This window comes from Erythrobacter sp. CCH5-A1, assembly GCF_001557115.1.
In the GTDB taxonomy this organism is placed as follows: domain Bacteria; phylum Pseudomonadota; class Alphaproteobacteria; order Sphingomonadales; family Sphingomonadaceae; genus Erythrobacter.
Window position 1 is genome coordinate 1 of sequence record NZ_LSKQ01000125.1, and the last position, 20,726, is coordinate 20,726.

At 66.4% G+C, this 20,726-nt stretch carries 26 protein-coding genes and 1 pseudogene; 9 read left to right on the forward strand and 18 right to left on the reverse strand.

All coding sequences use genetic code 11. The features are described 5' to 3' along the window. The 3 genes and pseudogenes from AX708_RS06475 to rpsD form a co-directional block, all read left to right on the forward strand. Nucleotides 1–231, forward strand: a pseudogene (locus AX708_RS06475) (RNA methyltransferase); the annotation flags it as partial. A 79-nt stretch (nucleotides 232–310) separates the two neighbouring features. Continuing rightward, nucleotides 311–1,222, forward strand: coding sequence for an FkbM family methyltransferase (locus AX708_RS06480; protein ID WP_197425984.1), 912 nt, complete (start codon nucleotides 311–313; stop codon nucleotides 1,220–1,222). A 189-nt stretch (nucleotides 1,223–1,411) separates the two neighbouring features. Then, the gene (gene rpsD, locus AX708_RS06485; RefSeq protein ID WP_066527705.1) at nucleotides 1,412–2,026 is read left to right on the forward strand and encodes a 30S ribosomal protein S4; all 615 of its coding nucleotides are present in this window, start codon (nucleotides 1,412–1,414) and stop codon (nucleotides 2,024–2,026) included. Between the two features lie 84 nt (nucleotides 2,027–2,110). Here the strand turns inward: rpsD and AX708_RS06490 are convergent, their stop codons facing one another. The 15 genes from AX708_RS06490 to AX708_RS06555 all read right to left on the reverse strand — a co-directional run bounded on the left by AX708_RS06490 (nucleotide 2,111) and on the right by AX708_RS06555 (nucleotide 12,327). Next, nucleotides 2,111–2,410 (reverse strand): hypothetical protein, encoded by a 300-nt coding sequence (locus AX708_RS06490; RefSeq protein WP_156443329.1) that lies wholly within the window; start codon nucleotides 2,408–2,410, stop codon nucleotides 2,111–2,113. 4 nt (nucleotides 2,411–2,414) lie between these two features. Beyond that, nucleotides 2,415–2,726: a chorismate mutase gene (locus AX708_RS06495; RefSeq protein WP_066527975.1), complete on the reverse strand. Its 312-nt coding sequence runs from the start codon at nucleotides 2,724–2,726 to the stop codon at nucleotides 2,415–2,417. Between the two features lie 135 nt (nucleotides 2,727–2,861). Next, a complete protein-coding gene (locus AX708_RS21260; protein WP_255357980.1) occupies nucleotides 2,862–2,993 on the reverse strand; it encodes a hypothetical protein in 132 nt (43 codons plus the stop codon). 34 nt (nucleotides 2,994–3,027) lie between these two features. Beyond that, nucleotides 3,028–3,345 carry a hypothetical protein gene (locus AX708_RS06500; protein ID WP_156443330.1) on the reverse strand — a complete coding sequence of 106 codons (318 nt, stop codon included), beginning with the start codon at nucleotides 3,343–3,345 and terminating at the stop codon, nucleotides 3,028–3,030. 66 nt (nucleotides 3,346–3,411) lie between these two features. Beyond that, nucleotides 3,412–4,539 (reverse strand): tRNA guanosine(34) transglycosylase Tgt, encoded by a 1,128-nt coding sequence (tgt, locus tag AX708_RS06505; protein ID WP_066527713.1) that lies wholly within the window; start codon nucleotides 4,537–4,539, stop codon nucleotides 3,412–3,414. Nucleotides 4,540–4,648: 109 nt separating this feature from the next. Then, nucleotides 4,649–5,206: a hypothetical protein gene (locus AX708_RS06510; RefSeq protein WP_066527716.1), complete on the reverse strand. Its 558-nt coding sequence runs from the start codon at nucleotides 5,204–5,206 to the stop codon at nucleotides 4,649–4,651. A 212-nt stretch (nucleotides 5,207–5,418) separates the two neighbouring features. Then, nucleotides 5,419–5,997 carry a hypothetical protein gene (locus tag AX708_RS06515; protein ID WP_066527718.1) on the reverse strand — a complete coding sequence of 193 codons (579 nt, stop codon included), beginning with the start codon at nucleotides 5,995–5,997 and terminating at the stop codon, nucleotides 5,419–5,421. A gap of 161 nt (nucleotides 5,998–6,158) precedes the next feature. Continuing rightward, nucleotides 6,159–6,926, reverse strand: a complete 768-nt coding sequence (locus AX708_RS06520; RefSeq protein ID WP_066527721.1) for an ABC transporter permease — start codon at nucleotides 6,924–6,926, stop codon at nucleotides 6,159–6,161. Beyond that, nucleotides 6,926–7,870 carry an ABC transporter ATP-binding protein gene (locus tag AX708_RS06525; protein WP_066527725.1) on the reverse strand — a complete coding sequence of 315 codons (945 nt, stop codon included), beginning with the start codon at nucleotides 7,868–7,870 and terminating at the stop codon, nucleotides 6,926–6,928. Before AX708_RS06525 ends, AX708_RS06520 begins: the two co-directional genes overlap by 1 nt. A gap of 9 nt (nucleotides 7,871–7,879) precedes the next feature. Next, nucleotides 7,880–8,917 (reverse strand): tRNA preQ1(34) S-adenosylmethionine ribosyltransferase-isomerase QueA, encoded by a 1,038-nt coding sequence (gene queA, locus AX708_RS06530; RefSeq protein WP_066527727.1) that lies wholly within the window; start codon nucleotides 8,915–8,917, stop codon nucleotides 7,880–7,882. 42 nt (nucleotides 8,918–8,959) lie between these two features. Further along, nucleotides 8,960–9,700 (reverse strand): peptidylprolyl isomerase, encoded by a 741-nt coding sequence (locus AX708_RS06535; protein WP_066527729.1) that lies wholly within the window; start codon nucleotides 9,698–9,700, stop codon nucleotides 8,960–8,962. 103 nt (nucleotides 9,701–9,803) lie between these two features. Further along, nucleotides 9,804–10,316, reverse strand: coding sequence for a pantetheine-phosphate adenylyltransferase (coaD, locus tag AX708_RS06540; protein WP_066527731.1), 513 nt, complete (start codon nucleotides 10,314–10,316; stop codon nucleotides 9,804–9,806). A gap of 34 nt (nucleotides 10,317–10,350) precedes the next feature. Then, on the reverse strand, nucleotides 10,351–11,115 hold the full coding sequence (locus AX708_RS06545; RefSeq protein ID WP_066527734.1) for an AIM24 family protein: 765 nt from the start codon (nucleotides 11,113–11,115) through the stop codon (nucleotides 10,351–10,353). A gap of 23 nt (nucleotides 11,116–11,138) precedes the next feature. After that, complete coding sequence (locus AX708_RS06550) at nucleotides 11,139–12,050, reverse strand: polyprenyl synthetase family protein (protein WP_066527736.1); 912 nt, start codon at nucleotides 12,048–12,050, stop codon at nucleotides 11,139–11,141. Nucleotides 12,051–12,054: 4 nt separating this feature from the next. Continuing rightward, nucleotides 12,055–12,327 carry an exodeoxyribonuclease VII small subunit gene (locus AX708_RS06555; protein WP_066527978.1) on the reverse strand — a complete coding sequence of 91 codons (273 nt, stop codon included), beginning with the start codon at nucleotides 12,325–12,327 and terminating at the stop codon, nucleotides 12,055–12,057. An 85-nt stretch (nucleotides 12,328–12,412) separates the two neighbouring features. Here AX708_RS06555 and AX708_RS06560 point away from each other — a divergent pair, with 85 nt between their 5' ends. Genes AX708_RS06560 through AX708_RS06575 form a run of 4 tightly spaced genes read left to right on the forward strand, consistent with a single transcriptional unit; the run spans nucleotide 12,413 to nucleotide 16,217 of the window. Further along, nucleotides 12,413–12,847, forward strand: a complete 435-nt coding sequence (locus tag AX708_RS06560; RefSeq protein ID WP_066527738.1) for a DUF2177 family protein — start codon at nucleotides 12,413–12,415, stop codon at nucleotides 12,845–12,847. A 16-nt stretch (nucleotides 12,848–12,863) separates the two neighbouring features. Beyond that, complete coding sequence (locus AX708_RS06565; protein WP_066527744.1) at nucleotides 12,864–13,538, forward strand: hypothetical protein; 675 nt, start codon at nucleotides 12,864–12,866, stop codon at nucleotides 13,536–13,538. Between the two features lie 31 nt (nucleotides 13,539–13,569). Next, nucleotides 13,570–15,807 carry a phosphoribosylformylglycinamidine synthase subunit PurL gene (purL, locus tag AX708_RS06570; RefSeq protein ID WP_066527746.1) on the forward strand — a complete coding sequence of 746 codons (2,238 nt, stop codon included), beginning with the start codon at nucleotides 13,570–13,572 and terminating at the stop codon, nucleotides 15,805–15,807. Further along, on the forward strand, nucleotides 15,807–16,217 hold the full coding sequence (locus tag AX708_RS06575; RefSeq protein WP_066527981.1) for a DUF3052 family protein: 411 nt from the start codon (nucleotides 15,807–15,809) through the stop codon (nucleotides 16,215–16,217). Before purL ends, AX708_RS06575 begins: the two co-directional genes overlap by 1 nt. Nucleotides 16,218–16,234: 17 nt before the next feature. On the opposite strand, the gene AX708_RS06580 is transcribed toward AX708_RS06575, so the two are convergent. Further along, complete coding sequence (locus AX708_RS06580) at nucleotides 16,235–17,026, reverse strand: Coq4 family protein (protein ID WP_066527749.1); 792 nt, start codon at nucleotides 17,024–17,026, stop codon at nucleotides 16,235–16,237. Nucleotides 17,027–17,133: 107 nt separating this feature from the next. Between AX708_RS06580 and AX708_RS06585 the strand changes: the two genes are divergently transcribed. Then, the gene (locus tag AX708_RS06585) at nucleotides 17,134–17,820 is read left to right on the forward strand and encodes a nitroreductase family protein (RefSeq protein WP_066527752.1); all 687 of its coding nucleotides are present in this window, start codon (nucleotides 17,134–17,136) and stop codon (nucleotides 17,818–17,820) included. 7 nt (nucleotides 17,821–17,827) lie between these two features. On the opposite strand, the gene AX708_RS06590 is transcribed toward AX708_RS06585, so the two are convergent. Further along, entirely contained in the window at nucleotides 17,828–18,670 is an 843-nt protein-coding gene (locus AX708_RS06590) for a Coq4 family protein (RefSeq protein WP_197425986.1), read from the reverse strand. A gap of 115 nt (nucleotides 18,671–18,785) precedes the next feature. Further along, on the reverse strand, nucleotides 18,786–19,670 hold the full coding sequence (gene serB / locus AX708_RS06595; RefSeq protein ID WP_066527755.1) for a phosphoserine phosphatase SerB: 885 nt from the start codon (nucleotides 19,668–19,670) through the stop codon (nucleotides 18,786–18,788). Here serB and miaA point away from each other — a divergent pair. Continuing rightward, a complete protein-coding gene (miaA, locus tag AX708_RS06600; RefSeq protein ID WP_066527987.1) occupies nucleotides 19,663–20,619 on the forward strand; it encodes a tRNA (adenosine(37)-N6)-dimethylallyltransferase MiaA in 957 nt (318 codons plus the stop codon). The two genes, serB and miaA, sit on opposite strands and share 8 nt — an antisense overlap. Nucleotides 20,620–20,726 lie beyond the last annotated feature (107 nt).

Sequence of the window (20,726 nt, forward strand, 5' to 3'; positions counted from 1 at the left end):
CTCCCCCCCGCCCCGCAGGACGAGCTCGACGCGATGATCGCCCACTTCGAGAAGCTGCTGGAACCGCGCGGCTATTTCTTCCCCCCCTCGCGTGCCGAAGCGACGCGGCGGACCTTGCGCGGGCTGCTGACCAAACCGGGCTGGAACCACCTCGAAGTGCGCACATTGCGCGGGATCCTGAGCAGCCTCGAACGTCCGCCGGAAGAGCAAGAACCGGTCACATCGCCGTAGCAAATTTGCCGCAATATTTCGATAGGCCGAAGAAAAGGCGCCATCGGGACAAACAGAAAAGATGCGGATTGTGGAACCCGTGGCAACGCCTGAACGGGCGCTCGACCTGCAGGCCTGGCCCGAACATTCCGCTGCACGGATGGCCCGCGATTTCCTGCTGTGGCGGCATCTGCGCGTGATCCGCGCCCGGACGATGCGCCACGTCTACCTGCTCGCCGGCAGGCTGCGCAAGGGCAGCGGGCCGCAGGCTTCGCGCTCGGTTTACGGGGTGCGGATGCAGAGCAACTGGGCCGATCGCACCTTCGCCTATTGCCAGTACGGCACCTATGGCCCCTATCTTGCCGACCTTCTCGCCAGCATCGACCGCCCCTTCGCCTTTCTCGATATCGGCGCGAACCAGGGTCTGTTCTCGCTGATCGCGGCCAGAAATCCGCTGTGCGAGCGGATCGTCGCGCTGGAGCCCGTGCCTGATACGCACCGCCTGCTCGCCGCCAATCTCGCACTGGCCGGGCTCGAGGGCCGCGCCGCAGCCCTCAATGTCGGGTTGTCGGACACGGCGGGCACGCACACCATAACCATCAATCCGGTCCACAGCGGCCAGGCGAGCCTTGAGGCGCACATGGCCGAGCGCAGCGATTGCCGAAGCATTGCGATCGAACTGGTGACGATGGCCGAACTGGGCGCGCACCTTCCCGCCGGCCTGCCGCTGTTCGTGAAGATCGATGTCGAGGGGCACGAGCCGATCATCATCGAGGAACTGCTCGCTTCGCGCCACGCGGCCGATGTGATCGGCATCTTTTACGAGCACGACAACCGCTGGACCGACAATGCCACGATCTGCCGCGCGCTTTACCGGGCGGGCTTTGCCAAGTTGAAGCGCTACGGACGTGGCAAGCATTTCGATGTGCTCGCCGGCCCCTCCCCGGTTCCGCTCGAGCGGATCCCGGCTTTCGAGCAGGGCATCGCCGAGGGCCAGCGCCAGCGTGCCTGAGGCCGCCCGGTGCGCGCGCGGGCGTTTGCGCGCTTGACGTACCCTGCGTTCCTGCTATGCGCGCGCCTTCGCAAATGGGCCCTGCACCCCGGTGAAGCAGGCGCCGCATCACGGTTTACTCTCGTGATGGAGCGATTCCGGGTTGAAGCCCGCCGCAGTGGCGGGTCAGCACATTGAAGGATACGACTTATGTCGAAGCGCAAGAGCGCCAAGCACAAGCTTGACCGCCGCATGGGCGAGAACATCTGGGGCCGCCCGAATTCCCCGGTGAACAAGCGTTCCTACGGCCCCGGCCAGCACGGCCAGCGCCGCAAGGGCAAGATGAGCGACTATGGCCTGCAGCTGCGCGCCAAGCAGAAGCTCAAGGGCTATTACGGCGACGTCACCGAAAAGCAGTTCAAGCGCAACTATCTCGAAGCCTCGCGCATGAAGGGCGACACCAGCCAGAACCTGATCGGCCTGCTCGAGCAGCGTCTCGACATGGTGGTCTACCGCGCCAAGTTTGCGCCGACCATCTTCGCCGCGCGCCAGATCGTCAGCCACGGCCACATCTATGTGAACGGCCAGAAGTGCAACATCGCCTCGCGCCGCGTGAACGTCGGCGACGTCGTCAGCCTCGGTGCCAAGGCCAAGGAAATGGCGCTGGTGATCGAAGCCCAGAGCCTCGCCGAGCGTGACATCCCCGACTACGTCATGCCCGACGGCACCGACAAGGTGACCTTCACCCGCGTGCCGAAGCTCGACGAAGTGCCCTACCCGGTGACGATGGAACCGAACCTGGTGGTCGAGTTCTACTCGCGCTGATCCGGCCTGGCGCCGCACGGCACAGCAAGAGGGCGATCCTGCGGGGTCGCCCTTTTCTTTTGCCGGCCCTCGCCCTTGCGCTTTCTACAGCCTCGCAAGTTCCTCTGCCTGCCCGGCAAGCCAATCGGCCATGTTCGAGCAGGCGGGTTCACGGCCCGGAAAAGCCGTGGCTTCATTGCGACGGATATGGGCCGCACTCGTCAGTTCCGTCAGCAGCGCAGGTGGCGCGGGCGGCCGATGACGGAAAAAGGCAGCTGCATTTTCGACCGCCGCCCGCAGCGCGTCAAAATAATCGGGGTCGATCTCCCGACGGCTGTGGATCGACAAGATTGCACTCAGAGCTGCAGATTGCACTGCGGATAGCGCGATCTCCCGGTCGTCCACTTATTCAGCCCCGCACCCGGTCCCACTCGCCGAATTCATAGGCGATCGAGCCCTCGACGAGGCGTTCCCAGATATCGGCGACGACATCGCCGGGGATGCCGTGTGCCTCGGCCTCCGCGACGGCGGCGGCGATCACGCTGGCCTTCCTCGCCTCGTCCCGCACCGCATCGCGCGACGGCTTGATCCGCGCGGCGGCGCGCATGTAGCCGAACCGCTTGGCCAGCAGCGCTACCAGCTCGCGGTCGAGCGCGTCGACCCCGGCGCGGACTTCGGGCATGGTCTCACACGATTGCGGATCTTTGACGGTATTTTGCATCCGCGCCATTTGGCGACTGATTTCCCCGGTGTCGAGCCATGTTGCGCATCGCGGGGCAGATGCGCTGGCGAAGTGTCGCCCGGCCAGGAAAGGGCCGGGATCGGCGGCAGCCAATCCCGGCCCCGTTGTGCCTTATCAGCAGCAGGGCAGCCCGCAGCACACGCCCAGCGCACAGCAGGCGTTGGCCACAGCGCCCGGACCGGCGGCCATGGCAGCCGAGGACGAGAGGAGGGCAACAACAGCGGAAATCTTGGCAATCAGCTTCATTTCAATTCTCCAAATTCGTGTTTAAGTTCAGATGTCAGGCCCGGGCAGCGGCGCGCGGCGGCGGGGTGGCCGGGCGCAGCTTGGCTGAACGGTGGGGCGCTATCGCCGCGGCGGGGTCAGGCGTGAACCGGGTCGGCACCGCCTCGGCGACGGTGTCCGGCAGCACCGCCAGGGCGCATCCCGTCTGGCACTGGGTGAAATCGGGGCAATCCGCGCAGCAATCATCCGGGCAGGCCGGATCCTCCGGCGAATCGCTCGCGGCAAGGGTCATCGCGGCGTTGCCCGCGCTCGCCGGGGCCGACAGCGGCGCGAGCAAGCTGAGCGACAAGAGAGCAGAGAGGATCAACAGCACGAAACGCATAGCCCGTCATTCGCGTCTTTCGCCGCATAAGTTACGCCGCCACGGAATTACGCACAGTCAGTGCAGGTAATCGCGGCGGAAGTCACTCGCAAAGCTGGCAAAATTCTGGCCCGCAATGGCATCGCGCATCCCCTGCATCAAGGCCTGATAGAAGCTGAGATTGTGCTCGGTGACCAGCATCGCGCCCAGCATCTCGCCCGACTTGACGAGGTGGTGGATGTAGGCGCGGCTGTAGGTGGTGCAGACCGGGCAACCGCACCGCTCGTCCAATGGCCCGGTGTCCTCGGCATGGCGGGCGTTTCTGAGGTTCACCGGCCCGTTCCACGTGAAGGCCTGCCCGTTGCGGCCCGAACGGGTGGGAAGCACGCAATCGAACATGTCGATCCCCCGCTCGACCGCGCCGACGAGGTCGTCGGGCTTGCCCACCCCCATCAGGTAGCGCGGACGGTCCACCGGGAGCATGTCGGGGGCATAGTCGAGCACGCCGAACATCGCCTCCTGACCCTCGCCCACGGCAAGCCCGCCGACGGCATAGCCGTCGAAGCCGATATCGACGAGCTTGTCGGCGCTGATGCGGCGCAGGTCTTCGTGGAGCGCACCCTGCTGGATGCCGAACAGCGCGGCGCGGCTTGCGTGCTCCTCGCCGCTATCAAAGCCCTCGCGGCTGCGCTTCGCCCAACGCATCGAGAGCTCCATAGAGGCGGCGATCTCGTCACGCGGGCGGTCCGCGCGCGGGCATTCGTCGAAGGCCATGACGATGTCGCTGCCGAGCAGGCGCTGGATTTCCATGCTGCGCTCGGGGGTGATCATGTGTTTCGAGCCATCGAGATGGCTACGAAATTCAACGCCTTCCTCGGTGAGCTTGCGAAGTTCGCTGAGGCTCATCACCTGATAGCCGCCGCTGTCGGTGAGGATCGGGCGCTGCCAGTTCATGAACTTGTGGAGGCCCCCAAGGCGCGCCACCCGCTCGGCACCGGGGCGCAGCATCAGGTGGTAGGTGTTGCCGAGGATGATGTCCGCGCCTGTGGCCCGCACGGCCTCGGGCTTCATCGCCTTGACCGTGGCCGCGGTGCCGACCGGCATGAAGGCCGGCGTACGGATCTCGCCGCGCTGCATCGCGATGGTGCCGGTGCGCGCCTTGCCGCTGGTGGCGTGAAGAGTGAAGGAGAAACGGGGGGACGTCATTGCGGGGCCGCCCCTAGCGCTCCTGCGCGGCACTGTCACGCGCCAGCAAAAAGGGGCAGGGAAACGTGTCCCCTGCCCCTTGAGGTATCAGCCGTGTGGCTGCGACGGCTTAGAACTTGATGCCGACGCCCACGGTGCCGCGCAGCGTGTCGAACGCGATGGTATCGACGTTGGCGCGCAGAACGACGCTGCTCACCGGAACTTCCACGCCGACGCCGACGAGGTAGTCACCTGCGGTGGTGTCGAGATCGAAGTCGTTCTCGTCGAAATCGGGATCGTTGATCAGTTCGCCGGCGTCGAGGTCAACCCACTGGTAGCCGCCGCGGGCATAGATCTTGCTGCCGCCCTTGGTCTTGAGGCCAAGGCGCGCCGAGAGGCCGTATTCGGCATCGATCGGGCCCGAACCGAAGTTCGCGTTGCCTTCAGCACCGATGAACAGGGTCTCGCCGATCGGGAAATCGACCGCAGCAAAGCCGCCGTAGATCTCGCCGCTGTCGTCAATGTCGAAGCCTTCGATGCCGGTATCGTCGATGTCGACGCCGAGATCGTGGAGGCCGACCTGCGCGCCGATGGTGACTTCGGGCTTGGCCGAATCTTGGGCCTGCGCGGCCGACGGCAGAATGACCGCGCCGAACGCTGCGATCGTCGCGAATGCGATCTTTTTCATCTGGTTTTTCCTTTGCTTGAACCGGCCGCAGGGGATGCGGCGGGTTGCCCAAGCAATTAGGAATCAGGCAATTGCTCCGCAATGAACGAAGATTCAGGTTTCCGTTCATGTCCGCCGATCGACAGATTGCGTCCGACGAACAGCGGTTTCGTATCGACCAGTGCAATGTGCCGGAGGGTCGTGGCAGCGACCCTCCGGCTTTTTGGCAGGCGTCAGAATTTGATGCCGACGCCGACGGTCCCGCGCAGGGTATCGAAGGCGATGGTGTCGACGTTGGCGCGCAGCACCACGCTGCTCACCGGCACTTCCACGCCGAGGCCGACGAGGTAGTCGCCGCCGACGTCAGGCGTGTCGATGTCGTTCTCGTCGAGGAAATCCTCGCTGACCCCGGTCAGGTTCTCGATGTCGAGGTCGACCCACTGGTAGCCGCCGCGGGCGTAGATCTTGCTGCCGCCCTGGGTGCGGAAGCCGAGCCGGCCGGCCGCACCATATTCGGCTTCGATCGGGCCGCTGCCGAAGTGGAAGTTGCCCTCGACCCCTGCAAACATGCTTTCGCCCAGCGGGAAGTCGGCCGCGATGAAGCCGCCGTAGATTTCGGCGGTGTCATCGATGTCGAGATCATCGAACTCGCCATCATCGGCATCGAGATCGCCGAGATCGACCCCGAGATCGTGGAGGCCGACCGAGGCGCCGATGGTGATGTCGGGCTTGGCGCTGTCCTGCGCATGGGCAGCAGCGGGAAGCGCAACCGCGCAGCTTGCGACAAGCGAGGTGAAGACGAACTTCTTCATGGCTTTTTTCCGTCCTTGTAAGATCCGCCGCGGGAGGTGCGACGTCGGACGGGGGCTAGGAAGCTCGGCTTGTCTGCGAAATGAACAAAGCTAGTCGAATACTTTAATGTCCGACTGATGGTGCATCATGTCCGACCAATGAAATCAAAGACTAACATGGGTTACTCGCGCAACCGCCATCCGGTCCGGAAGATCACCGCGATGATGATGGTGCAGACCGTCAGGAAGCCGAGGGTCAGCCCGAGCGATACCGCAATCGGCACGTCCGACACGCCGTAGAAGGCATAGCGCAGCCCGCTCACCAGAAAGGCAATCGGGTTGGCGAGCGCGATGGCGTCCCAAGGCGCGGGCAAGTCGCGGATCGAGTAGAAGGTGCCGCCAAGGAAGGTCAGCGGGGTCAGGATCAGCATCGGGATGATGCCGAGCTTCTCGAAGCTGTCGGCCCAGATGCCGAGGATGAAGCCGAACAGCGCGAAGCTTGCCGCGACCAGCATGATGTAGACCGCCGCCAGCAGCGGATGGGCGATCTCGTAAGGGACAAACAGCCGCGCGGTGGCGAGGATGATCGCCGCTAGGATCAGCCCCTTGGTGGCCGCCGCGCCGACAAAACCGGTGAGCGTCTCGGCCACCCCCACGGGGGCGGAGAGCAGCTCATAGATCGTGCCGGTGAAGCGCGGCATGTAGATACCGAAGCTCGCATTGCTGGTGGTCTCGCCCAGCAGGGTGAGCATCAGCAGGCCGGGGATGATGAAGGCGCCGTAGGGCACGCCGCCGACCGGCTCCATCCGCGCGCCGATGACGCTGCCGAACACCACGAAATAGAGCGAAGTGGTCAGCACCGGCGAGAGGATCGACTGGAAAGCGGTGCGGAAAGCGCGGGCCATCTCGCGCTGGTAGATGGCAAAAGCGCTGCGAGGACTGAAGTGCATCACGCCGCCTCCGCCTGCTTGCCGAGCAGGCCGACGAAGATGTCCTCGAGCGAGCTGTCGTGAATGTCGAGACTGGTGAAGGCGATCCCTGCGCGGGTCAGCGCCTGAGTGAGCTGCGCGACCTCGGCCCGGCCCTTGCCCTGCCCGTTCCCGCCGCGATAGGTGAACCGGGTGCCGCCCTCGGACAGTTCGAGCGCGAAGTCCGCCAGTGCCTCGGGCAGCTGCGCCAGCGGCGCTGCCAGATCGATCACCGCCTCGGTGGTGCCGAGCCGCTCCATCATCGCGCGCTTTTCATCGACCATCAGAATGCGTCCGCCCTGGATGATGCCAACCCGGTCGGCCATTTCCTCGGCTTCCTCGATATAGTGGGTGGTGAGGATGATGGTGACGCCGCGTTCCTTGAGGGCCGCGATCTGCTCCCACATGCCCTTGCGCAGTTCCACGTCCACCCCGGCGGTGGGTTCATCGAGGAACAGCAGCTCAGGCTCGTGCGCCAGCGCCTTGGCGATCAGCACGCGGCGCTTCATCCCGCCGGACAGCGCGCGGATCTGGGCGTCCTTCTTGTCCCAGAGGGAAAGGCCTTTCAGAATATCCTCGAGCCGCGCGGGATCGTAGGGGTTGCCGAAAAGGCCCTGCGAATAGGCGACCGCGCGCCACACGGTCTCGAACATGTCGGTCGCCAGTTCCTGCGGGACGAGGCCGATCCGCGCTCGCGCCGCGCGCCAGTCATTCGACAGGTCTTTCCCGAAGGCGGTGATGGTCCCGCCCGAGGGCCGGACCAGCCCGCACACCGCGCCGATCAGCGTGGTCTTGCCTGCCCCGTTGGGCCCGAGCAGTGCGAAGATCTCGCCCTGCCGGATATCGAGATCGACCGAATCGAGCGCGCGCGGGCCGTTCCTGTAGGTCTTGGTCAGACCGCGGATCGACAGGATGGGTTCATGCATTGCTACCGATTAAGGGAGCAGCAGCGAGGAGTCACCATAGGAATAGAAGCGGTACTCTTGCGCGATGGCATGGGCATAGGCCGCCATCATCCGCTCGCGGCCCATCAGCGCGCTGACCAGCATCATCAGGGTCGACTTGGGCAGGTGAAAATTGGTCATTAGCCCGTCGACCGCCTTGAGCCTGTAGCCCGGCGTGATGAAGATCGCGGTGTCGCCCGCGAAGGGCCGGATGATGCCCTGCTCGTCCACCGCGCTCTCGAGCAGCCGCAGGACCGTGGTGCCGACAGCGATGATCCGGCCGCCGGCAGCACGCGAGGCGTTGAGCCGGTCGGCGGTTTCCTGCGAGATGCGCCCGAATTCGGCGTGCATCCGGTGGTCGTCGGTGTCCTCGGCCTTGACCGGCAGGAAGGTGCCCGCGCCGACGTGCAGCGTCAGCATCGCTCGCCCGATCCCGGCGGCGTCGATGGCGTCGACCAGGCGCTGCGTGAAGTGCAGCGAGGCGGTGGGCGCCGCGACCGCCCCTTGCTCGCGCGCGAACATGGTCTGGTAGTCCTCGAGGTCCTGCACATCGACCCCGCGTTTCGACGCGATGTAGGGCGGCAGCGGCATGGTGCCGGCACGGTCGAGCAGAACCTCGACGGGCTCCTCGCCTTCGAAGAACAGGGTCAGCGACCCGTCGGCGTGGCGCTCCTCGGCGATTGCGGTCACGCCGCCGCCGAAGACCAGCTGGTCGCCGATCTTCACCCGCTTGGCGTTCCTGAGGAAGGCCTGCCAGCGGCGCAGGTCGATACGCTTGTGGAGCGTCGCGCCGATCCGGGCCTCGCCTTCGGCCCGGCGGCCTTCAAGCTGGGCGGGGATGACGCGCGTGTCGTTGAAAACGAGCACATCGCCGGGGGCAAGCAGGCTCGGCAGATCGCGCACGCCCCGGTCTTCGAACGGCGCATCGCTCCCACGCACCACCAGCATCCGCGCCGCATCGCGCGGGCGCACCGGGCGCAGCGCGATCCGCTCTTGCGGCAATTCGAAATCGAACAGGTCAACCTTCATGGCGCGCGCCCCTAGCCGGAAGGCACGGGCGGCGGAAGGGGCTTACTTGGCCGAACCGGCCTTCAGCATGTCCAGGGTAACCGGAGCCTCATCAGCCGCCGGAGCGGGCGGCGGCGGCGGCGCCTTGTTGTCGGCCGCGATCGAGGCCTGGACGATATAGGTCGGGCTCTGCGGCGGCTCACCGCGGTTGATCGCGTCGACCGCTTCCATGTTCTCGATCACCCGCCCGAAATTGGTGTATTTCTTGTCGAGGCTGAAGCGGGGGTAGAAGACGATGAAGAACTGGCTGTTGGCGCTGTCATCATCGGCCGCACGCGCCATCGACAGGGTGCCGCGCACGTGCGGCATGGGGTTGAACTCGGCCTTGAGGTCGGGAAGCTCGCTGCCGCCCTGACCGGTCCCGGTGGGATCGCCGCCCTGCGCCATGAAGCCTTCGATCACGCGGTGGAACACCACGCCATCGTAGAAGCCGGCGCGCGTGAGGGTCTTGATGCGCTCGACATGCCCCGGCGCCCAGTCGGCCATCAGGCGGATCTTGACGCGCTGGCCGTTCGACAGGTCGAGCACCCACACGTTCTCGGGATCGACTGCGGAGTCGTAATTGATCGGGGCGTAGGTGCGGGCGAGCGGGCGCTGCTCCATCGCCTTCTGCTCTTCCTTCGACTTGTCGTCGCCGAAGGCCACCGGGGGCGTATCGTCCTTCCGCTTCTGCGCGAAGGCCGCGCCGGGGGCGAGGAGAAGGGCGAATGCGGCAAGAGCAGTGGCAAGCTTGGCTGTGTTCATGGTTCCATCCGGATTGTGACGCGCGTGTAGCCCTGCCGGTCTGACACTGCAATGAATGAAGCGGCCGCAGCCGGGGACGGAGTGACGAGGGCCCGGGGCGAATTCAGTAATCGCCCTTCAGCCCCTGCTCGCGCACCCGGGCCATCACTTCCTCGCACACCGGCGGGCTGACGAACTTCGCGATGTCGCCGCCATAGACGGCGATCTCCTTGACCAGCTTCGACGCGATCGGCTGGAGCGAGACGTCCGCCATCAGGAACACGGTCTCGATCTCCTCGTCGAGCTGCTGGTTCATGCCCGCCATCTGGTATTCGTACTCGAAGTCGGCCACCGCCCTGAGGCCGCGGATGATGACACTGGCGCCCTGCTTCTGCGCGAACTTCACCAGCAGCGCGTTGAACCCCACCACCTCGACATTGCCGAGCCCGAGGTTGGCGACCTCGCGCTCGACCATGCGGAACCGCTCCTCGGTGGAGAACATGGGATTCTTCGAAGGGTTGGTGGTGACCCCGATGATCAGCCAGTCGACCAGCTTGGAGCCGCGGCGGATGATGTCGGCATGGCCAAGCGTGATGGGATCGAAGGTCCCGGGATAGATCCCGACGCGGCGTGTCATGGTGTGCTCTCTCCCCTGCCCTGTCCGCGCGCCTTCAGGCGATCCGCGCCGAGGGCGTGACCCAGACGCTGCCTTGCCCGCGCAGCTTGTAGACGAAGCCCTCGCCCGAGCGCAGCGCGCTGCGCAGGCCCGACACCAGCGGGCCGATATTCACATCGAGGCTGGCCGAATACATAAGCATGAAATCGCCATCGACCACGACTTCCTGCCCGTGCTTTACCGCCACCTCGTCGATCTCGTAGACCGGCACGGGGCTCTCGACTGCGAAGACCCCGGCCCCGGTGATCTTGGGCTGGGCAAGGCCGTTGCCCGAGAACAGCCCCTGGATCGATGCGTGCATGTGGGTGGAGAGCGAAATCTCCGCCGCGCAGGCATAGAACGCCTTGTCGTCCAGCAGCAGCGCATCCTGCGGCCCGTCCATCGTGGCGAGGATGAAGTGGCGGCGCACCGGCTCGCACCAGATCGTGCCGGTGCCGGAATAGCGCGTCGCATGGGCAGATTCGCCGGTCGCGGCGGCGGCCGCGGCGCGGGCGAAGAAGCCCTTGTTCGCCTCGTGCTGGACCACGTCGATGCTGAGGCTGCCGTAGGAATATTGCAGCGCGCCCGGCTGGATCAGCACCGAGCCGTTATTGAGCTCGATCTCGAGCTGGTGCACCTCGGTGGGCTCGGCGATGTAGTGGAGTTGCCCTTCGACCCCGGTCGGCAGGCCGCGCGCGACCATCTTCTTCTCGACATAGCGATGCACCCGCATCGTCACGCCGCCGCGGCTTTCTTCCTGGATGCACTGACGGAATGCCATCGACCCACTCCTCTTGTTGCAGATTACCGATCGCGCTCGACGATGAAGCGGGCGAGCGCGCGCAGAATGTCGGCCTCGCTGCCATAGGAGGCGAGCCGCAAAACGGCCTGATCGACCAGCGCGCGGGCCTGTTCGCGGGCCTTGTCGACCCCCATCAGCGTCACGAAGGTCTGCTTGCCTTGCGCGTCATCCTTGCGCAGCGCCTTGCCGGCTTTCGCGATATCGCCTTCGACATCGAGCAGGTCGTCGGCGATCTGGAAGGCAAGGCCGATGTCGCGGGCATAGGCCCTGAGATGCGCCCGCCCCTGCGGCGCGACCTTGCCGAGGATCGCCCCCATCTCGACCGCCGCGGCGAGCAGCGCGCCGGTCTTCAGCTGCTGGAGCTTGGTGATCGCCTGAAGATCGTAGACCACGCCCTCCTCGTCGGCGACCATGTCCATCATCTGGCCGCCCGCCATCCCGCTCATGCCGCTCGCCTGCCCGAGGGTAAGGATCAGTTCGGAGCGGGTGAAGGGGTCTTCGCTGGTGGCATCGTCGGCAAGTATTTCGAAGGCCAGCGCGTGGAGCGCGTCGCCTGCCAGCACGGCGGTCGCCTCGTCATAGGCCTTGTGCAAGGTGGGCTTGCCGTGGCGCAGGTCGTCATTGTCCATGCAGGGCAGATCATCGTGGATCAGCGAATAGACATGGATCGCCTCGATCGCCGCCCCTGCCCTGAGCGCCGCATCGCGGCTGACGCCGAACAGCGCGGCGGTGCTCACCACCAGCAGCGGGCGCACCCGCTTGCCCCCGCCGATCGCGGCATAGCGCATCGCCTCGACCAGACGCGCGCTGGTGTCGTCGGGGACGGGCAGCAGCGCGTCGAACAGCGAATCGATCTCGGACTGGACGCGTTTGATCTCGTCGCCGAGCGCGTTGCCGCTTGCCTCTGCCAGCATCGCCTTACCCTTCCGCGTCGAAAGGCCGCGTGCCGGTCGCCCGGCCATCGGCAGCGGTGACGATCCGCTCGATCCGCGCCTGCGCCGCATCGAGCCGCTGCTGGCACGCCGCCCGCAGCGCCTCGCCGCGTTCATAGAGGCCGATCGACTGGTCGAGCGGCACGTCGCCGCGTTCGAGCTGCTGCACGATGGCCTCGAGCGCAGCGAGCGCCTGTTCGAAGCTCATGGCGGAAATGTCCGGCGCGCCTGCGGCCGGTGATGAAGTGCCCTCGTCCATGGCGCGGAGCATTGACGGGGCGCGGCGGTGCGGTCAAGGCTGCGCGGACCGGGCGGGGACCAACCAACACAGGAATATCACCTTCATGCTGCTCAAGTGGTTCATCGCCTACGGCGTCGCGGCCGTGGCCTTCCTCGCCTTCGACATCGTCTGGCTGCGCTGGGCGGCGGGCAATCTCTACAAGCCGGTGATCGGCGAGATCATGGCCGAGAAGTTCAATGCCGGCGCGGCGGTGGCCTTCTACCTCATCTACATCGCCGGGATCTGCTGGTTCGCGATCCGCCCCGGCCTCGAGGGCGGCGGGGTGCAGGCTGCGATGCTCAACGGCATTCTGCTGGGCGCGCTGTGCTATGCGACCTTCGATCTGACCTCGCAGGCCGTGTTCAAGGTGTGGGCGACGCATGTGAGCGTGCTCGACATCCTGTGGGGCGCCTTCGTGACCGGCTCCGCGAGCGCGATCGCGTGTTGGGCGGTGCTCAAGTTCGCGCCCGCTGCCCCTGTCGTGCCGCCCGTCGGCTAAGCTCGCAGGCCCCCCTGTGTTCATCGGCCACTTCGCCCCCGCCTTCGTTGCCGCTGCGGTCAGCGCCGAGCGGCCGCGGTTGGGGACGATGTTCGTGGCCGCGCAGCTGGTCGACTGGGGGTTCTTCACCCTCGCGCTGTTCGGGATCGAGGCGATGCGCATCGATCCGCAGGCGAGCGTGATGGTGCCCTACGACCTCTATTCCATGCCCTACACCCACAGCTTGCTGGGAGCGGGAATATGGGCGGCGGCGTTTCTCGGCCTGGTTGCCATCCATCGCCGCAGCCTGCGCCTCGGGGTGCTGGCGGGGCTGGTGGTGATCTCGCACTGGGTGCTCGATCTCGTCGTCCACGTCCCCGATCTGACGCTCGACGGAACGCCGCCCAAGCTCGGGCTGGGCCTGTGGAACATGCCGTGGGTGGCAATCCCGCTGGAGCTGGGGCTGACCTTCGGCGCCCTGGCCTTTTACCTCTCGCGCACCCGCGGGCCGGCCGGGCCGCCGCTGGTGCTGGCGGGGGCGCTGCTGGCGCTCCAGCTGGTCAACTGGTTCGCGCCCCACCCCGCCGAGGCCGGCCCCTTCGTCTATATCCAGGCGCTCCTCGCCTATGCGCTGCTGACCGGGCTTGCCGCGTGGGTCGGGGAGAATCGCTGGTTCCGGAGACGCGGCGGCTTGGCGTCCCCGGCACGGTGATCTAGGGGGCCTCGCGCAAGGAGTCCCTCTCATGACCGCCATCACCCCCGAAATCGTCGAGCAGCACGGCCTTTCCCCCGAGGAATACGAGCGTGTCCTTTCAGCGCTGGGACGCGAGCCGAACCTGGTCGAGCTCGGCATCTTCTCGGTGATGTGGTCGGAGCATTGCAGCTACAAATCCTCGCGCATCCACTTGAAGAAGCTCCCCACCCAAGCCCCCTGGGTGATCTGCGGACCGGGCGAGAACGCGGGCGTGATCGATATCGGGGATGGTCAGGCGGCGATCTTCAAGATGGAGAGCCACAACCACCCCTCCTATATCGAACCCTACCAAGGGGCCGCGACGGGGGTCGGCGGTATCCTGCGCGACGTCTTCACCATGGGCGCGCGGCCGATGGCGAACGCCAATGCGCTGCGGTTCGGGCGCCCCGAGCACCCCAAGATGAAGCACCTCGTCCAGGGTGTGGTCGCCGGGATCGGCGGCTACGGCAACTGCGTCGGTGTGCCGACCGTGGCGGGCGAGACCAACTTCCATCCGGCCTATGACGGCAACATCCTCGTCAACGCCATGACCGTCGGCGTCGCCGATCAGGACAAGATCTTCTACAGCGCCGCCACGGGGCTCGGGAACCCGATCGTCTATGTCGGCTCCAAGACCGGGCGCGACGGCATCCACGGTGCAACCATGGCGAGCGCCGATTTCGGCGAGGACGCCGAGGCCAAGCGCCCGACGGTTCAGGTCGGCGACCCCTTCACCGAAAAGCTGCTGATCGAGGCCTGCCTCGAACTGATGGCGACCGACGCGATCGTCGCCATCCAGGACATGGGCGCGGCGGGCCTCACCTCCTCGAGCGTCGAGATGGCGTCCAAGGGCGGCGCGGGCATCAGGCTCGACATGAACAAGGTCCCCTGCCGCGAAACCGGCATGACGCCCTACGAGATGATGCTCTCGGAAAGCCAGGAGCGGATGCTCATGGTGCTGAAGCCCGGCAAGGAGGCGATGGCCGAGGCGATCTTCCGCAAGTGGGAACTCGATTTCGCGGTGATCGGCGAAGTCACCGACACGGGGCACATGGTGCTCGAATTCAACGGCGAAGTAGTGTGCGACATCCCCCTCGCCCCGCTCGCCGACGAGGCCCCGCTCTATGACCGGCCCTACCTCTCGAAGGAGGAATATGCGGCATGGGCGGGCATCAAGCCATTGGGCGAAGTGCCCGCGACCGATGACGTCGCCGCCGACCTGCTGACGCTGATGGCCTCGCCCGACCTCGCATCGCGCGGGTGGATCGCGCAGCAATACGATTCGCAGGTCGGCGCGGACACGCTCCAGACCGGAGGCGATGCGGGCGTGGTGCGGGTTCATGGCACCAGCAAGGCGCTTGCGATCACCACCGATTGCACCCCGCGCTATGTCTTCGCCGACCCCTACGAGGGCGGCAAGCAGGCCATCGCCGAGGCCTTTCGCAACCTGTGCGCCGTGGGCGCGCGGCCGCTGGCGGTGACCAATTGCCTCAACTTCGCCAATCCCCAGCGCCCCGAGATCATGGCGCAGATAGTCCACGCCCTCGACGGCATGGGCGATGCCTGCCGCGCCTTGGATTTCCCGATCGTGAGCGGCAACGTCAGCCTCTACAATGAAAGCAAGGCGACCGGCGGCGGCTCGGCGATCCTCCCCACCCCGGCGATCGGCGGAGTCGGAATCATCACCGACCTTGCCAAGATGATGACGATGCACTTCAAGCAGGCGGGCGACGCGATCTACCTCGTCGGACCCGAGTTCTGGGCCAAGCCCGATCCGACCCGCTCGCACCTCGGCCGCTCGCTGTGGCTGCGCGTGGTCAAGGGTGTCGAGGGCGGGCGCACCCCGCCGACCGACCTGACGGTGGAGAAGAACGCGGGCGCAATCATCCACGAGCTGATCGCCGACGGCCTCGTCAACGCCGTCCACGACCTCTCCGACGGCGGCCTTGCAGTCGCGCTCGCCGAGATGGCGCTGGCAGGCGGCATCGGCGCCGAGACCGAAGCGGGCAACCCCGCCTACACCCCCGCGCAGTGGTGGTTCGGCGAGGATCAGGGCCGCTATCTCGTCACCGTGCCCGATGTCGCCGCGCTCAACGAAGCGCTGTCCAAGGGCACCCGCAACGACGAGACCGCGCAGATCGGCTTCCAGCGGATCGGCACGGTGGGCGGTGACAGCGTGCTTGGCGTGCCCCTGGAAGAATTGCGCGCGGCGAACGAGCGTTTCTTCCGGGAGTGGATGGAGGGCTGATGGCCGCCTCGGGCTATTCCGGCACGCCGCTGGCGAAGAAGCTCACCCTGCGGGACGGGATGCGGGTGTGGTTCGACGCCATGCCCGAACACGTGATCGACGAGATCGACGAATATGCGCTCGAACTGACCTTCGTCGCCGATCCCGCCGAAGGGATCGACGCCGCGCATGTCTTCGTGACCGAAAAGGCGGCGCTGGCAGCGCACCTCGCTGCGCTGCGCCACCAGATCGCCCCCGACGGTCAAATCTGGGTGAGCTGGCCCAAGAAGGCCTCGAAGGTCCACACCGACATCACCGAGGACACGATCCGCGAGCTGTGCCTGCCGCTGGGCCTCGTCGACACCAAGGTCTGCGCCATCGACGAGACCTGGTCGGGCCTCAAGCTGGTGATCCGCAAGGAGCTGCGCTGAGGCCGTAAGCCGATGCCTCAGGCCGCCTGCGCGCCGCCCAGCGTCAGCTGCTCGCGCGCCACACCCTCGCCTTCGAGGATCGCGAGGCACTGGCGGTAGACTTCCGGCCTGCCGATCCCGAGCCGCGCGCGGGCCGCGCCGATATCCTCGCGCATCAATGCGGCGATGTCCTGGTGGGCGATCTTGGCCGCAGCGCGGCCCAGCGCGCGGCCTTCCTTGATCGCGGCGTAGAGCGGGGCCTTGGTGCCGCTCACCTTCTTGATCTGGCGCGCGCCGGCATAGGCGATGAACAGAATCCCGCCATTGTGGTTCTGCTCGAAGGTGAAGCCCAAGAGGCTCGCCTCGCCCAGCGCGTCACGGCCATAGCCGGTGAGGACGTGGAACAGGTCGTGCGTGTCGCGCAGCCGGTCGAAATACCACTGGGTCTGGTCCTGCGGCAGGCTTTCGGGCGGCGCCCACTTGTGGCTTTCCGCGACCAGCCCGGCGGCCGAAAGCCCCTCGCGCTTCATGAAGGCGATGTAATGCGCAGCGACCGTCTCCGGTCCGCAATCGGCCCAGCGGGCGTGATCGTCGAGCATGGCGGGAATATCGATGCCTTCGGCCATCATGCGCTGTCCTTCGGGCGAGCGGATGAAGGAATGCGCCTGCGCGTGGCTCTTCCTGCCCTTGGTCGCCTCGATGATGTGGAACACCTGCTCGGTGTCCTCCTTGTCCTCGACCAGCTTGCCGAAATGGTGGAGCACCTTCAGCGGGCGGAAGCCTGCAGTCTTGCGGTCGGGAGCAACCAGGGGAAGATCGGTGACGGCCATCGTGTAACGTCCTTGGCGCGAATCGCGAATGGGGTTCGTGCGAAGTTACTTACATGAGTGTCAGTTAACAGTCCATGGCACCGCCGACCGAGGTTCCACCAAAGCCGATGAACGCATCCGACGCCCTCCCCTACGCCCTTCAACCGCTATCCGATGCCGAAGCCATCGGCCGCGCCCGTGCGATCGCCGCGAAGCTGCGCGAGCGGCGCACCTGCCGCTGGTTCTCGGACGCGCCCGTTCCGCGCGAGGTCATCGAGGCGGCAATCGATGCGGCGGGAAGCGCGCCCTCCGGCGCGAACCACCAGCCCTGGCACTTCGCGGTGGTGTCCTCGCCCGAAACCAAGCGCGCGATCCGCGAAGCCGCCGAGGCCGAGGAGCGGCGCTTCTACGGCGCCGACGGGGATGAACCCAAGGCGGGCGACGAATGGCTCGCCGCGCTAAGCCCCCTCGGGACCGATGCCGAAAAACCCTTCCTCGAGACCGCGCCGTGGCTGATCGTGGTCTTCGCCCAGAGGAAGGGCGGGATCGAAGAGGACGGCGAGACGCAGAATTACTACGTCAATGAAAGCGTCGGCATCGCCTGCGGGCTGCTGCTGGCGACGCTGCATGAGGCGGGGGTGGCGACGCTCACCCACACGCCCTCGCCCATGGGCTTCCTGCGCCGCGTGTGCGGTCGGCCCGAGTGGGAGAAGCCGGTGATGATCGTCGTCGCCGGCCGTCCCGCCGTCGATGCGACCGTCCCCGCCTACGCATTGCGCAAGAAGCCGCTGACGCAGATCGCCAGCTGGCTCTGAGCGTGCCTCAGGCCGCCAGCAGCTCCGGCTCGGCCTGGGTGCGGTTGGCGAGGAGGTTGTAGGGGTCGATGCCCTCGGCCTGCCAGACGCGATGGCATTCGCGATACATGACCGGCTGCGGGATGCGCAGCGCCGCGCGCACCTCCTCCAGCGGGCGTTCGAGCAGCTGGCGGATCGGCTGTTCGATCAGGGGCGGCGCGCCCTTGCCGATGCGATGCGCCTCGCGCACGGCGCCGAAGACGGGCGCCCTGGTGCCCTTGGCCATCTTCTTGATGTTGGCTGCACCCGCATAGCCGATCAGCAGGTGCCCCTGGCTGGGGTTCTGACCGTGGGTGAACAGCAGCACGCTCGCCTCGCCCAGCGCGTCGCGGCCATATCCTGTGAGCACGTGGAACATGTCATGCGTGTCGCGCGAGCGGTTGAGGTACCACTCGACGAGATCGGGGAAACGCGGGCGCCCGGAGCGTTCGCTTTCGGCAACGAGGCCGGCGGCGGTCAGACCCTCGCTCTCCATGAAATCGCAATAGGCGTGCGCGAGGCTGCCCTTGGGCGTGCGGCGCAGCGCGGCGTGATCGTCGAGGATTTCGGGCAGGCGCGGCTCGCTCCGGCGCAGTTCCTCGCCGCGTTCGGACAGCGAGAGCGCGGCGATGCGCGGGAGGAAATCCTTCGAGGGCAGCGATTCGAAGATCCGGAACACCGCCGCGGTGTCTTCCTTGTCCTTCATCAGCATCCGGAAGTTGCGCACCGCGCGCAGCGGACGATACTTGGCCTGCGGACGGTCGGGGTGCAGCAGCACCGTGCCGTCAGGGGCGAACATCTGCATGTAATCTTCGCGGGTCTTGCTGGTCATCGTCATGCCATCCTTCCGACGCCGGGCTAGCGCAGGCTTGCTTACACGAATGTTAATAACTCGTTCGGTTCGCAAAATGAAACCCATTTCGCGATGAACCGTGCAAGCGGCGCGATCAACCCTCGCGCCACTCCGCCCGCGACACACCCAAAAGGGTGAGGACTGCGGTGAGATCCTCCGAATCCACCCGGCCGTTGGCCGCCGCGCGCGCCTTGGGCTTGGCGCGATAGGCAAAGCCGTAGGTCGCCGCTTCGATCATCGGGATGTCGTTGGCTCCATCACCCGTGGCGAGGGCATGCGCGCCCTCCCCCATCCCCGCCAACTCCTCGCGCAGCACCGCCGCCTTGACCGCGGAATCGGTGATCGGCCCCACCAACCCACCGGTCAGCTTGCCATTCTCGACTGCCAGACGGTTGCCGACCACGCGGTGAAAGCCGAGCATCTCGGCCACCGGATCGGCGAAGTGGTGGAAGCCACCGGTCACCAGCACCGTGCGGGTGCCCAGCGCGGCGAGCGTCGCCACAAGCGTCTTCGCGCCCCGGGTCGCGGTGATGCGTTCGGCAAGACACTGCGCGATCGCGCCTTCATCGAGCCCCGCCAGCAGCGCCACGCGCTCGCGCAGGGCGGCCTCGAAATCGAGCTCGCCCTGCATCGCGCGTTCGGTAATTGCGGCGATCTGCGGCTTGATCCCTGCATAGTCCGCCAGCTCGTCGATGCATTCCTGCCCGATCATGGTCGAATCCATGTCGGAAACGAACAGGCGGGGGACTTCGATACTGCCATGTGCGACCAGCATCGCAGGCGCTGCAAAGGCGCTGTCGATCGCCGCCAGCACCGCAGCCTCCTCGCTGCCGTCCATGTGGAGTTCGAGCACGCCCGCATCGCCCTCCGGCAGTGCAGCCGCGGTCACCTGCACGCCCGCCTCGCCAAGCGCGGCGACAAGCGCATCGAGACGCGTTTCACATGTCTCAGTCTCTGCTATCAGCCGCGCAATGAGCATTCCTGTCACTCCCGAAAATCCGCTCGCGCTCATTGCAGGGCCGACCGCCAGCGGCAAGAGCGCGGTTGCGCTCGCGCTCGCCCACCGCCTTGAAAACGATGGCCGCCGCACGGTGATCGTCAATGCCGATAGCGCGCAGGTCTATGGCGACCTGCAGGTGCTGTCCGCCCGCCCGTCCGAAGACGAGATGGAGGGGATCGAGCACCGCCTGTTCGGCGCATGGGACGGTGCCGAGGCGTGCTCGGCCGCCCAGTGGGCCGCGCGCGCCAAGGCCGAAATCGCCGATATTCACGCCGCCGGCGCGGTGCCGATCCTCGTCGGCGGCACAGGGCTCTACCTCAAGGTGCTGCTCGAAGGGATCGCCCCCATCCCCGCCATCGACCCCGCGGTCCGCGACGCCGTGCGCGCGATGGCGCCGGGCGATGCCTACAAGCTCCTCCAGATCGAGGACCCGGAGCGCGCGGCGATGCTCGATCCCGGGGACAGCCAGCGCATCGCCCGCGCGCTCGAGGTCAAGCGCGCGACCGGGGTGACGCTCGGCGACTGGCAGCTCGCCAAGGCGGGCGGGATTGCCGAGGAGGTGACGCTCCACCCCCTGATCGTCGAGCCCGAGCGCCAGTGGGTCTACGACCGCTGCGATGCGCGTTTCGAGACGATGCTCGACAATGGCGCGATTGCCGAGGTCGAGGCGCTGCTCGCGCGCGGGCTCGATCCCGATCTGCCGGTGATGCGCGCCATCGGCGTGCCGGAGATCGCGGCGTGGCTGGCGGGCGAGATCGAGGCCGACGCGGTGGTCGCGAGCGGCAGTCAGGCCACCCGCAACTACGCCAAGCGCCAGTTCACCTGGTTCCGGCGTCAGCCACCCCCCGAATGGCCGCGGGTCCACCCCGATTGGGAATCCGAAAATATCGACATCGAGGCATGTTTTGCATCTTTATTGCGCAAATAGGTGTTGACTTATCAGATTATGACCTTTAGCGGCACTATCCGTCGGCCCGACGCGCACCCCCCGTGCGCCGGGCCGGTTTTCATATTAAGACTTGCAAGTGATGGAGT